Source organism: Cronobacter malonaticus LMG 23826 (assembly GCF_001277215.2).
Lineage (GTDB): Bacteria > Pseudomonadota > Gammaproteobacteria > Enterobacterales > Enterobacteriaceae > Cronobacter > Cronobacter malonaticus.
In genome coordinates this window covers 3,276,925-3,289,069 of record NZ_CP013940.1, presented here as the reverse complement: position 1 = coordinate 3,289,069, position 12,145 = coordinate 3,276,925, and the positions used below count along the sequence as shown (strand labels likewise).

Annotated in this window: 9 protein-coding genes; all 9 read left to right on the top strand. The window is 55.8% G+C overall.

Annotated elements, in window-relative coordinates:
* Positions 1-9 precede the first annotated feature (9 nt).
* The 9 genes from rseP to dnaE all read left to right on the top strand — a co-directional run bounded on the left by rseP (position 10) and on the right by dnaE (position 12,064).
* Positions 10-1,362 carry a sigma E protease regulator RseP gene (rseP, locus tag AFK66_RS15495; RefSeq protein ID WP_007776545.1) on the top strand — a complete coding sequence of 451 codons (1,353 nt, stop codon included), beginning with the start codon at positions 10-12 and terminating at the stop codon, positions 1,360-1,362.
* A gap of 30 nt (positions 1,363-1,392) precedes the next feature.
* Entirely contained in the window at positions 1,393-3,807 is a 2,415-nt protein-coding gene (gene bamA, locus AFK66_RS15490; protein WP_032976962.1) for an outer membrane protein assembly factor BamA, read from the top strand.
* Between the two features lie 122 nt (positions 3,808-3,929).
* Positions 3,930-4,424 carry a molecular chaperone Skp gene (gene skp, locus AFK66_RS15485; protein ID WP_007776547.1) on the top strand — a complete coding sequence of 165 codons (495 nt, stop codon included), beginning with the start codon at positions 3,930-3,932 and terminating at the stop codon, positions 4,422-4,424.
* A gap of 3 nt (positions 4,425-4,427) precedes the next feature.
* Complete coding sequence (gene lpxD, locus AFK66_RS15480) at positions 4,428-5,453, top strand: UDP-3-O-(3-hydroxymyristoyl)glucosamine N-acyltransferase (protein ID WP_032983389.1); 1,026 nt, start codon at positions 4,428-4,430, stop codon at positions 5,451-5,453.
* Between the two features lie 116 nt (positions 5,454-5,569).
* On the top strand, positions 5,570-6,025 hold the full coding sequence (gene fabZ, locus AFK66_RS15475; protein ID WP_004386127.1) for a 3-hydroxyacyl-ACP dehydratase FabZ: 456 nt from the start codon (positions 5,570-5,572) through the stop codon (positions 6,023-6,025).
* 3 nt (positions 6,026-6,028) lie between these two features.
* Positions 6,029-6,817: an acyl-ACP--UDP-N-acetylglucosamine O-acyltransferase gene (gene lpxA / locus AFK66_RS15470; protein ID WP_007776673.1), complete on the top strand. Its 789-nt coding sequence runs from the start codon at positions 6,029-6,031 to the stop codon at positions 6,815-6,817.
* Positions 6,817-7,959 (top strand): lipid-A-disaccharide synthase, encoded by a 1,143-nt coding sequence (gene lpxB, locus AFK66_RS15465; RefSeq protein ID WP_023899389.1) that lies wholly within the window; start codon positions 6,817-6,819, stop codon positions 7,957-7,959. Before lpxA ends, lpxB begins: the two co-directional genes overlap by 1 nt.
* Complete coding sequence (gene rnhB, locus AFK66_RS15460; protein ID WP_007776715.1) at positions 7,956-8,552, top strand: ribonuclease HII; 597 nt, start codon at positions 7,956-7,958, stop codon at positions 8,550-8,552. The genes lpxB and rnhB overlap by 4 nt, the downstream gene beginning before the upstream one ends.
* A gap of 29 nt (positions 8,553-8,581) precedes the next feature.
* Positions 8,582-12,064 carry a DNA polymerase III subunit alpha gene (gene dnaE / locus AFK66_RS15455; RefSeq protein WP_038882579.1) on the top strand — a complete coding sequence of 1,161 codons (3,483 nt, stop codon included), beginning with the start codon at positions 8,582-8,584 and terminating at the stop codon, positions 12,062-12,064.
* Positions 12,065-12,145: the final 81 nt, after the last annotated feature.

The following is a 12,145-nucleotide window of genomic DNA, read 5'->3' as shown; positions in this document are numbered from 1 at the left end:
GAATAGATTATGTTGAGCATACTCTGGAATCTGGCGGCTTTTATTATCGCACTGGGCGTTCTTATCACGGTGCATGAGTTCGGCCATTTCTGGGTTGCCCGTAAAGTCGGCGTGCGCGTAGAGCGCTTCTCCGTCGGCTTTGGTAAGGCTCTGTGGCGGCGTACCGACCGCCACGGCACTGAATATGTCATCGCCCTCATTCCGCTGGGCGGCTATGTCAAAATGCTCGACGAGCGTGTAGAGCCGGTTGCGCCGGAACTGCGTCACGAAGCGTTTAATAATAAAACCGTGGCACAGCGCGCCGCGATCATCGCCGCCGGGCCTGTCGCCAATTTCCTCTTCGCCATTTTCGCCTACTGGCTCGTTTTCATGATGGGCGTGCCGGGTCTTAAGCCTGTGATTGGTGAAATAACGCCCAATTCCATCGCGGCAAACGCACAAATCGAACCAGGCACGGAACTAAAAGCTGTAGATGGCATCGAAACGCCAGACTGGGATGCTGTGCGCCTCGAACTGGTTGGCCATATCGGCGACAAGAACGTGACGCTGAGCATTGCCTCGCCAGGTGACACGGCGACCATGGATAAAGTACTCGATCTGCGTCAATGGCAGTTTGAGCCGGATAAAGAAGATCCGGTCGCGTCGCTTGGCATCAGGCCGTTTGGGCCGAAGATTGAACCGGTGCTTGCGCAGGTTCAGCCGAAGTCCGCCGCCAGTAAAGCGGGTTTGCAAGCCGGAGACAGGATCGTTAAAGTCGATGGGCAGCCGCTCAGTGAGTGGTCGGCCTTTGTGACGATGGTGCGGGATAATCCGGCGCGTCCGCTCGCAATCGAAATAGAAAGACAGGGCAGCCCCTTGTCTTTGACGCTGATACCGGATACAAAACCCGGTAACGAAAAGGCGGAAGGGTTTGCAGGCGTGGTGCCGAAAATCGCGCCGCTGCCTGATGAGTACAAAACCGTGCGCCAGTATGGGCCGTTTAACGCAATAGCAGAAGCTACAGAGAAAACGTGGCAACTGATGAAGCTGACGGTCAACATGCTGGGAAAATTACTGACCGGCGACGTTAAACTGAACAACCTCAGTGGGCCAATCTCGATTGCCCAGGGAGCAGGGATGTCAGCGGAGTTTGGGTTGATTTACTACCTGATGTTTCTGGCGCTGATCAGCGTGAACTTAGGGATTATCAATCTGTTCCCGCTACCCGTACTCGACGGGGGACATTTGCTGTTTCTGGCGATTGAGAAGCTTAAAGGCGGGCCGGTTTCCGAGCGAGTTCAAGACTTTAGTTATCGCATTGGCTCAATTTTGCTGGTGCTGTTAATGGGGCTTGCACTTTTCAATGATTTCTCTCGGCTATAGAGAGCAGGTTAGGAAGAACGCATAACAACGATGGCGATGAAAAAGTTGCTCATAGCGTCGCTGCTGTTTAGCAGCGCCACCGTATACGGTGCAGACGGGTTCGTAGTGAAGGACATTCATTTCGAAGGCCTGCAGCGAGTCGCCGTTGGTGCGGCCCTCCTCAGCATGCCGGTTCGCGTTGGCGATACGGTAAATGACGAGGATATCAGTAATACTATCCGCGCGTTGTTTGCCTCCGGCAACTTCGAGGATGTGCGGGTGCTGCGCGACGGCGATACGCTGCTCGTTCAGGTGAAAGAGCGCCCGACGATCGCCAGCATTACTTTCTCCGGCAACAAGTCGGTGAAAGATGACATGCTCAAGCAGAACCTCGAAGCCTCTGGCGTGCGCGTAGGTGAATCTCTCGACCGCACCACGCTTTCCGATATCGAAAAAGGTCTGGAAGACTTTTACTACAGCGTCGGTAAATACAGCGCCAGCGTAAAAGCCGTGGTCACGCCTCTGCCGCGTAACCGCGTTGACCTGAAGCTTGTCTTCCAGGAAGGCGTCTCCGCCAAAATCCAGCAGATCAATATTGTTGGCAACCGTGCGTTCAGCACCGAAGAGCTGATTTCCAACTTCCAGCTGCGTGACGAAGTGCCGTGGTGGAACGTGGTGGGCGATCGCAAATACCAGAAGCAAAAGCTTCAGGGCGATCTCGAAACGCTGCGAAGCTACTACCTCGATCGCGGTTACGCACGCTTTAATATCGATTCTACGCAGGTCAGCCTGACGCCAGATAAAAAAGGCATCTACGTCACTATCAACGTGACCGAAGGCGATCAGTACAAGATTGCCGGCGTTGAAGTGAGCGGCAACCTGGCGGGGCACTCCGCTGAAATTGAGTCGCTGACCAAAATGCAGCCTGGCGAGCTGTACAACGGCACGAAAGTGACCCGTATGGAAGACGACATTAAAAAACTGCTTGGCCGTTACGGTTATGCGTATCCGCGTGTGCAGACGCAGCCGGAAATCAACGACGCCGATAAAACCGTTAAGCTGCATGTGAATGTCGATTCCGGCAACCGTTTCTATGTGCGCAAAATCCGCTTTGAAGGTAACGACACTTCCAAAGATGCCGTACTGCGCCGTGAAATGCGTCAGATGGAAGGCGCGTGGCTCGGCAGCGATCTGGTTGACCAGGGTAAAGAGCGTCTGAACCGTCTCGGCTATTTCGAGACCGTGGATGTGGATACGCAGCGCGTTTCCGGCAGCCCGGATCAGGTTGATGTGGTTTACAAAGTTAAAGAGCGTAACACCGGCAGCTTTAACTTCGGCGTAGGCTACGGCACCGAAAGCGGCGTCAGCTTCCAGGTCGGCGTGCAGCAGGATAACTGGCTCGGTACCGGTTACTCCGTTGGCATCAACGGCACCAAAAACGACTACCAGACGTACTCTGAGTTCTCCGTCACCAACCCGTACTTTACGGTCGATGGTGTGAGCCTCGGCGGGCGCATCTTCTACAACGACTTTAAAGCGGATGATGCCGATCTCTCCTCCTACACCAACAAAAGCTATGGTGTGGATGGGACGCTGGGCTTCCCGGTTAACGAATACAACACGCTGCGCTTAGGCTTAGGTTACGTGCACAATGACCTGTCGAATATGGAACCGCAGGTGGCGATGTGGCGTTACCTGGATTCCTTAGGCCAGAGTGCGAAAACGACATCCGATGACAATGGTTTCTCGGCGGACGACTTCACGCTGAACTACGGCTGGACTTACAACCATCTTGACCGTGGCTTCTTCCCGACGTCGGGTTCTCGTGTAAACCTGAACGGTAAAGTGACGATTCCAGGCTCGGATAACGAGTTCTATAAACTCACGCTCGATACGGCGACCTATGTGCCTATCGATGAAGACCACAAATGGGTGGTTCTGGGACGTACACGCTGGGGTTACGGCGATGGCCTGAGCGGCAAAGAGATGCCGTTCTATGAAAACTTCTATGCGGGTGGTTCCAGCACCGTGCGTGGTTTCCAGTCCAATAACATCGGTCCTAAAGCGGTTTATTACAGCGGCCCGGGTCTGGATAACTGTGACAAAGCGGCAGGCGGCTACTGTTCTTCCGATGATGCGGTGGGCGGTAACGCGATGGGTGTGGCAAGCCTTGAGTTTATTACCCCGACGCCGTTCCTGAGCGAGAAATACGCGAACTCCGTGCGTACTTCGCTGTTCGCCGACGCGGGCACCGTCTGGGATACCAACTGGGAGAACACCGCAGCGATGCGTGCGGCGGGCGTTCCGGATTATAGCGATCCGAGCAACATCCGTATGTCTGCAGGTATTGCGTTACAATGGATGTCTCCGCTTGGGCCGCTGGTATTCTCGTATGCCCAGCCGTTCAAGAAATATGACGGAGACAAAGCAGAGCAGTTCCAGTTCAATATTGGCAAGACCTGGTAATGTTCATTACAAGGGAATGCGTTTAGCAGTCGCGATGACTTTCGGTGCGTGCGCATAGCACGCATCCGGGCCACGCAAAGAATAGTGCTCTCGGGCACATATGGGATGGTAAGGAGTTTATTGTGAAAAAGTGGTTATTCGCTGCAGGTCTTGGCCTGGCAATGGCAGCATCAGCTCAGGCTGCTGACAAGATCGCTGTAGTTAACATGGGTAATCTGTTCCAGCAGGTTGCACAGAGCACTGGCGTTTCTAAAACGCTGGAAAACGAGTTCAAAGGCCGTGCCGGCGAACTGCAGCGCATGGAAACCGACCTGCAGGCTAAAATGCAGCGTCTGCAGCGTGACGGCTCTACCATGAAAGCGAGCGAGCGCAGCAAACTGGAGAAAGACGTCATGGCAGGTCGCCAGGAGTTCTCCAGCAAAGCGCAGCAGTTTGAACAGGATCGCGCACGTCGTTCCAACGAAGAACGCGGCAAGCTGGTGACTCGCATTCAGAGCGCTGTGAAAAAAGTGGCTGCTGACCAAGATATCGATCTGGTAGTAGACGCCAATACTGTGGCTTACACCAGCAGCGATGTGAAAGACATCACCGCCGATGTGCTGAAACAGGTTAAATAAGTAATGCCTTCAATTCGACTGGCTGATTTAGCCCAGCAGTTGGATGCGGAGTTACACGGTGATGGCGATATCGCCATCACCGGCGTCGCTTCCATGCAATCTGCGCAGGAAGGGCAAATCACGTTCATGGTAAATCCGCGTTACCGTGAACAACTGGCGCACTGCCAGGCTTCTGCGGTCGTAATGACCGAGGCCGATCTTCCTTTTGCCAACAGCGCCGCGCTGGTAGTGAAAAATCCCTACCTGACTTACGCGCGTATGGCTCAGATTCTTGATACCACGCCGCAGCCAGCGTCCAGCATCGCGCCGAGCGCGGTGATTGATGCCTCCGCGCGGCTTGGCAATAACGTGGCCGTTGGCGCTAACGCTGTGATTGAATCCGGCGTCGAGCTTGGCGACAACGTCGTTATCGGCCCTGGCTGTTTCGTCGGTAAAAACAGCAAACTTGGTGCCGGTACTCGCCTGTGGGCGAACGTCAGTATTTATCACGATATTCAGATTGGCGAAAACTGCCTGATCCAGTCCAGCACCGTCATCGGTGCCGACGGTTTCGGCTACGCTAACGATCGCGGCAATTGGGTTAAAATTCCGCAGCTTGGCCGCGTTATTATCGGCGATCGCGTTGAGATTGGTGCCTGTACCACGATTGACCGCGGCGCGCTCGACGACACGATTATCGGCAATGGCGTGATCATTGATAATCAGTGCCAGATTGCACATAACGTCGTGATTGGCGACAATACGGCGGTCGCAGGCGGCGTTATCATGGCTGGCAGCCTGAAAATTGGCCGCTATTGCATGATTGGCGGTGCCAGCGTGATCAATGGCCATATGGAAATCTGCGATAAAGTAACGGTAACAGGGATGGGGATGGTCATGCGTCCTATTACTGAACCTGGGGTCTACTCTTCAGGCATACCGCTGCAACCGAACAAAGTGTGGCGCAAAACGGCGGCGCTGGTGATGAATATTGATGAAATGAACAAACGCTTAAAAGCAGTTGAGCGTAAAGTCACTCAGCAAGATTAACTCGCCGGTATATAAAGCCTGCCCGCCAACAGAACCGCGGCCTGCAAGCGATCCAGAATCGCCGCAGGCCGTGTTATTATTGCCCATTCAGTATATTTTTAGACAGGAAGAGTATTTTGACTACTGAAACTCATACTCTGCACATTGAAGAGATTTTAGAGCTTCTGCCGCACCGTTATCCATTCCTGCTGGTGGATCGCGTGCTGGATTTTGAGGAAGGTCGTTTTCTACGCGCAGTAAAAAATGTCTCTGTAAACGAGCCTTTTTTCCAGGGTCACTTTCCTGGTAAACCCATTTTTCCGGGCGTGTTGATTTTAGAAGCCATGGCACAGGCCACCGGCATTCTGGCATTCAAAAGCGTTGGCAAACTGGAACCGGGTGAACTTTACTATTTTGCAGGCATTGATGAAGCGCGCTTTAAGCGCCCTGTCGTGCCAGGCGACCAGATGGTGATGGAAGTTACCTTTGAAAAAACGCGCCGTGGAGTGACCCGCTTCAAAGGCGTCGCGCTGGTTGACGGTAAAGTGGTGTGTGAAGCCACCATGATGTGTGCACGGAGCCGGGAGGCCTGATACGTGATTGAGAAGACCGCCTTTATTCATCCCACCGCCATTGTGGAAGAGGGCGCCGTTATCGGTGCTAACGCCCACATTGGTCCGTTTTGTATTGTCGGCCCTGATGTCAAAATCGGTGAAGGTACTGTACTGAAATCGCATGTTGTCGTGAATGGTCACACCACGATTGGTCGCGATAACGAGATTTATCAGTTCGCGTCCATCGGCGAGGTAAACCAGGATCTGAAATATGCTGGCGAACCGACCCGCGTCGAAATTGGCGATCGCAATCGCATCCGCGAAAGCGTCACCATTCATCGTGGCACGGCACAGGGTGGTGGTCTGACGAAGGTGGGCAGCGACAACCTGCTGATGATCAACGCGCACGTCGCGCATGACTGCACAGTAGGCAATCGCTGCATTCTTGCCAATAACGCTACGCTTGCCGGGCATGTTTCCGTGGATGATTTCGCTATCATCGGCGGCATGACGGCCGTGCATCAGTTCTGCATCATCGGGGCGCACGTGATGGTCGGCGGCTGCTCCGGCGTCGCGCAGGACGTGCCGCCTTACGTCATCGCGCAGGGCAACCACGCGACCCCGTTCGGTGTGAACATCGAAGGGCTTAAGCGTCGCGGCTTCAGCAAAGAAGCGCTGCACGCTATCCGTAACGCTTACAAGCTGCTTTATCGCAGCGGTAAGACGCTGGACGAAGTGAAGCCGGAAATCGCAGAGATTGCCGCAAAGCATCCTGAAGTGCAGCCGTTCTACGATTTCTTCGCCCGCTCCACGCGTGGTCTGATTCGTTAATGACCCGTCCGCTGACGATTGCCCTGGTCGCCGGAGAAACCTCCGGCGATATTCTTGGTGCTGGTCTCATCCGTGCCCTCAAAGCGCGCGTGCCGAATGCGCGTTTTGTCGGCGTCGCGGGCCCGCGTATGCAGGCCGAAGGCTGCGAAGCCTGGTATGAGATGGAAGAACTGGCCGTGATGGGGATTGTGGAAGTGCTGGGCCGCCTCCGCCGCCTGCTGCATATCCGCGCCGATCTCACCGAGCGCTTTACCGCGCTGAAACCGGATGTGTTTGTCGGTATCGACGCGCCGGATTTCAACATCACGCTGGAAGGCAACCTGAAAAAACAGGGCATTCGCACCATTCACTACGTCAGCCCCTCTGTCTGGGCCTGGCGCCAGAAACGCGTTTTCAAAATAGGCAGAGCCACCGATCTGGTGCTCGCGTTTCTGCCTTTCGAAAAAGCGTTTTATGAAAAATTTAACGTTCCGTGTCGCTTTATCGGCCATACCATGGCGGATGCGATGCCGCTGGACCCGGATAAAAACGCGGCGCGTGATGTGCTGGGTATCGCCCACGACGCCCGCTGTCTGGCGCTGCTGCCAGGCAGCCGTAGCGCGGAAGTCGAGATGCTGAGCGCCGACTTCCTGAAAACCGCGCAGCGCTTACGCGAACATTACCCGGATCTCGAAATCGTCGTGCCGCTGGTCAATGCGAAGCGGCGCGAGCAGTTCGAGCGCATCAAAGCGGAAGTCGCGCCAGAGCTGACCGCGCATCTGCTTGACGGTCACGCGCGCGAAGCGATGATCGCAAGCGATGCGGCGCTGCTTGCCTCTGGCACCGCTGCGCTCGAATGTATGCTGGCGAAATGCCCGATGGTCGTCGGTTATCGCATGAAGCCGTTCACCTTCTGGCTTGCGAAACGGCTGGTGAAAACTGAATTTGTGTCGCTGCCTAATCTGCTGGCAGGGCGCGAACTGGTGAAAGAGCTGCTCCAGGATGACTGCGAGCCGCAGAAACTCGCCGACGCGCTGTTGCCGCTGCTCGCTGACGGTAAGCAGAGCCATGAGATGCACGACACTTTCCGTAAACTGCATCAGCAGATCCGCTGTAATGCCGATGAACAGGCGGCGGACGCGGTGCTGGAACTGGCGCAATGATGGAATTTATCTATCCCCACACGTATCTGGTGGCGGGCGTTGATGAAGTGGGTCGCGGCCCGCTGGTCGGCGCTGTAGTCACCGCTGCGGTGATCCTCGATCCGCTCAAGCCCATCGTCGGGCTGGCGGATTCTAAAAAGCTGTCTGAAAAACGTCGCCTCGCGCTGTTCGATGAGATCAAAGAGAAGGCGATCGCCTGGAGCCTCGGGCGCGCGGAACCGCACGAGATTGACGAGCTGAATATTCTTCACGCCACGATGCTCGCCATGCAGCGCGCCGTGGCGGGGCTTGCCGTCACGCCGGAATATGTGCTAATAGACGGCAACCGCTGCCCGGCCTTGCCAATGCCGAGCATGGCCGTCGTCAAAGGCGACAGCCGCGTGGCGGAAATCAGCGCCGCGTCGATACTGGCTAAAGTAACGCGCGATGCGGAAATGGCTGAACTGGATCTCACCTTTCCTCAGTATGGATTTGCTCAGCACAAGGGCTATCCGACCGCCTTTCACCTTGAGCGGCTTGCCGAGCACGGCGCGACGGCGCATCATCGGCGTAGCTTTGCGCCGGTCAGACGCGCGCTGGGCATTGCCTCTTAACGACGAAACAGAGTTAACCGGAAACAGAAATGGCTGAACCACGTTTTGTGCACCTGAGAGTGCACAGTGACTATTCCATGATTGATGGACTGGCAAAAACGGGGCCGCTGGTAAAAAAGGCGGCCGCGCTTGGCATGCCTGCCTTTGCCATTACTGACTTCACCAACCTGTGCGGGCTGGTCAAATTTTACGGCGGCGCGCATGGCGTCGGCATCAAGCCTATTATCGGCGCCGACTTCAATATGCAGTGCGAGCTGCTGGGCGACGATTTCTCGCATATCACCGTGCTGGCGGCGAACAATACCGGCTATCAGAACCTGACGCTGCTTATCTCACGCGCCTACCAGCGCGGTTACGGCGCAGCCGGCCCGTGGATAGACCAGCAGTGGCTGGCGGAGCTGGGCGAAGGGCTGATCCTGCTCTCCGGCGGCCGTCAGGGCGATGTTGGTAAGTGTTTACTTCGTGGCAATAACGTCATGGCCGAGCAGGCGCTGGCGTTTTATCAGGAACATTTCCCGGACCGCTATTATCTGGAACTGGTGCGTACCGGTCGCCCGGATGAAGAGCGATATCTGCATGCCGCGGTCGCGCTGGCGGAAGAAAAAGGCATACCGGTCGTCGCTACTAACGACGTGCGCTTTATCGAGCCAGGCGATTTTGACGCCCATGAAATCCGCGTCGCCATCCATGACGGCTTTACGCTCGATGATCCGAAAAGGCCGCGCCACTATTCGCCGCAGCAATATCTTCGTACCGAAGAGGAGATGTGCGAGCTGTTCTCCGATCTCCCGGAGGCGCTGGAAAACAGCGTGGAGATCGCCCGTCGCTGTAACGTGACGGTTCGCCTTGGCGAATATTTCCTGCCGAAATTCCCGACCGGCGATATGACCACCGAAGATTTCCTGGTCATGAAATCGAAAGAAGGTCTGGAAGAGCGTCTTGAGTTCCTGTTCCCCGATCCGGAAGTCCGCGCGCAGAAACGTCCGGAATATGATGAGCGCCTGGATATTGAACTCCAGGTGATTAACCAGATGGGCTTCCCTGGTTACTTCCTGATCGTCATGGAGTTTATCCAGTGGTCGAAGGATAACGGTATTCCGGTAGGGCCGGGCCGTGGTTCGGGCGCGGGGTCGCTGGTAGCGTATGCGCTGAAAATCACCGATCTCGATCCGCTGGAGTTCGACCTGCTGTTCGAACGTTTCCTTAACCCGGAACGTGTCTCCATGCCCGACTTCGACGTCGACTTCTGCATGGAGAAACGCGACCAGGTGATTGAGCACGTGGCCGATATGTACGGTCGCGACGCGGTTTCTCAGATTATTACTTTCGGCACCATGGCAGCGAAAGCGGTGATCCGCGACGTAGGCCGCGTGCTGGGGCATCCTTACGGGTTTGTCGATCGCATCTCTAAACTGGTGCCGCCCGATCCGGGCATGACGCTTGCCAAAGCGTTTGAAGCCGAACCGCAGCTGCAGGAAATTTACGATGCCGATGAAGAGGTCAAAGCCCTCATCGACATGGCGCGCAAGCTCGAAGGCGTAACGCGTAACGCCGGTAAACACGCCGGTGGCGTGGTGATCGCGCCGACCAAAATCACCGATTTCGCGCCGCTCTATTGTGACGAGATGGGTCATCATCCGGTCACCCAATTTGATAAAAACGACGTGGAATACGCGGGCCTGGTGAAGTTCGACTTCTTGGGCCTGCGCACGCTCACCATTATCAACTGGGCGCTGGAGATGATTAACGCCCGCCGTGCGAAGCAGGGCCTGGAGCCTATCGACATCGCGGCCATTCCGCTTGATGACAAGAAAAGCTTCGACATGCTCCAGCGCTCGGAAACTACCGCGGTCTTCCAGCTTGAATCGCGCGGCATGAAAGATCTCATCAAGCGTCTGCAACCGGACTGCTTCGAAGATATGATAGCCCTGGTAGCGCTGTTCCGTCCGGGGCCGCTGCAGTCGGGCATGGTGGATAACTTTATCGACCGTAAGCACGGACGCGAGGCTATCTCTTACCCGGATATTCAGTGGCAGCACGAAAGCCTGAAACCGGTGCTGGAGCCGACCTACGGCATTATTCTGTATCAGGAACAGGTGATGCAGATAGCTCAGGTGCTTTCGGGTTATACCCTCGGCGGCGCGGATATGCTGCGTCGCGCGATGGGTAAAAAGAAACCCGAAGAGATGGCCAAGCAGCGCTCTATCTTTGAAGACGGCGCGAAAAACAACGGCATCGACGGCGAGCTGGCGATGAAAATCTTCGACCTGGTGGAGAAATTCGCCGGGTACGGATTTAACAAATCGCACTCTGCCGCCTATGCTTTGGTGTCATACCAGACGCTGTGGCTTAAAGCCCACTATCCGGCGGAGTTTATGGCGGCGGTTATGACCGCTGATATGGACAACACCGATAAAGTGGTGGGGCTGGTGGATGAGTGCTGGCGCATGGGGCTTAAGATCCTGCCGCCAGATATCAACTCCGGGCTCTACCATTTCCACGTCAACGACTATGGAGAGATTGTCTACGGCATTGGCGCGATCAAAGGCGTTGGCGAAGGCCCTATTGAGGCCATCATCGAGGCGCGTAATAAAGACGGCTATTTCCGCGAGCTGTTCGATCTCTGCGCCCGTACCGATACCAAAAAACTTAACCGTCGCGTACTGGAAAAACTGATCATGTCCGGGGCGTTCGACCGCCTCGGGCCGCACCGCGCCGCGCTGATGAATTCGCTCGGCGACGCGCTGAAAGCGGCGGATCAACATGCGAAAGCCGAGGCCATCGGCCAGGCGGATATGTTCGGCGTGCTGGCGGAAGAGCCGGAGCAAATCGAGCAATCCTACGCCAGCTGCCAGCCGTGGCCGGAGCAGGTGGTGCTGGATGGCGAGCGTGAAACGCTGGGGCTGTATCTCACTGGTCACCCCATCAACCAGTATCTGAAAGAGATCGAGCGCTATGTCGGCGGCATGCGCTTAAAAGATATGCATCCTACCGAACGTGGCAAAGTGACCACGGCGGCGGGTTTGATAATTGCCGCGCGGGTTATGGTCACCAAGCGCGGCAATCGTATCGGCATCTGTACGCTGGATGACCGTTCAGGGCGTCTTGAAGTGATGTTGTTCACCGACGCTCTGGAAAAATACCAGCATCTGCTGGAAAAAGACCGAATCCTTATCGTCAGCGGACAGGTCAGCTTTGATGACTTCAGCGGGGGCCTTAAAATGACCGCCCGCGAAGTCATGGACATTGACGAAGCCCGCGAAAAGTATGCGCGTGGGCTTGCTATCTCGCTGACGGACAGGCAAATTGATGACCAGCTTTTAAACCGACTCCGTCAGTCTCTGGAACCCCACCGTTCGGGAACCATTCCAGTGCATCTCTACTATCAGAGGGCGGATGCACGCGCCCGGCTGCGCTTTGGCGCGACGTGGCGTGTCTCTCCGAACGATCGTTTACTCAACGATCTGCGTGGCCTGATTGGTTCAGAGCAGGTGGAACTGGAGTTTGACTGATGCGTTGCATCAGGTGCCAGGCCCCTGAATCGCTGGATTCAATCCGCGTGGCCTGCCAGGTTCGGAGCAGGTGGAACTGGA

Excerpts from the sequence above, each read along its gene's own strand:
- bamA (WP_032976962.1), top strand. The coding sequence starts at position 1,393 with ATGGCGATGAAAAAGTTGCTCATAGCGTCGCTGCTGTTTAGCAGCGCC.
- rnhB (WP_007776715.1), top strand. The coding sequence starts at position 7,956 with ATGATGGAATTTATCTATCCCCACACGTATCTGGTGGCGGGCGTTGAT.
- dnaE (WP_038882579.1), top strand. The coding sequence starts at position 8,582 with ATGGCTGAACCACGTTTTGTGCACCTGAGAGTGCACAGTGACTATTCC.
- lpxD (WP_032983389.1), top strand. The coding sequence starts at position 4,428 with ATGCCTTCAATTCGACTGGCTGATTTAGCCCAGCAGTTGGATGCGGAG.
- rseP (WP_007776545.1), top strand. The coding sequence starts at position 10 with ATGTTGAGCATACTCTGGAATCTGGCGGCTTTTATTATCGCACTGGGC.
- lpxB (WP_023899389.1), top strand. The coding sequence starts at position 6,817 with ATGACCCGTCCGCTGACGATTGCCCTGGTCGCCGGAGAAACCTCCGGC.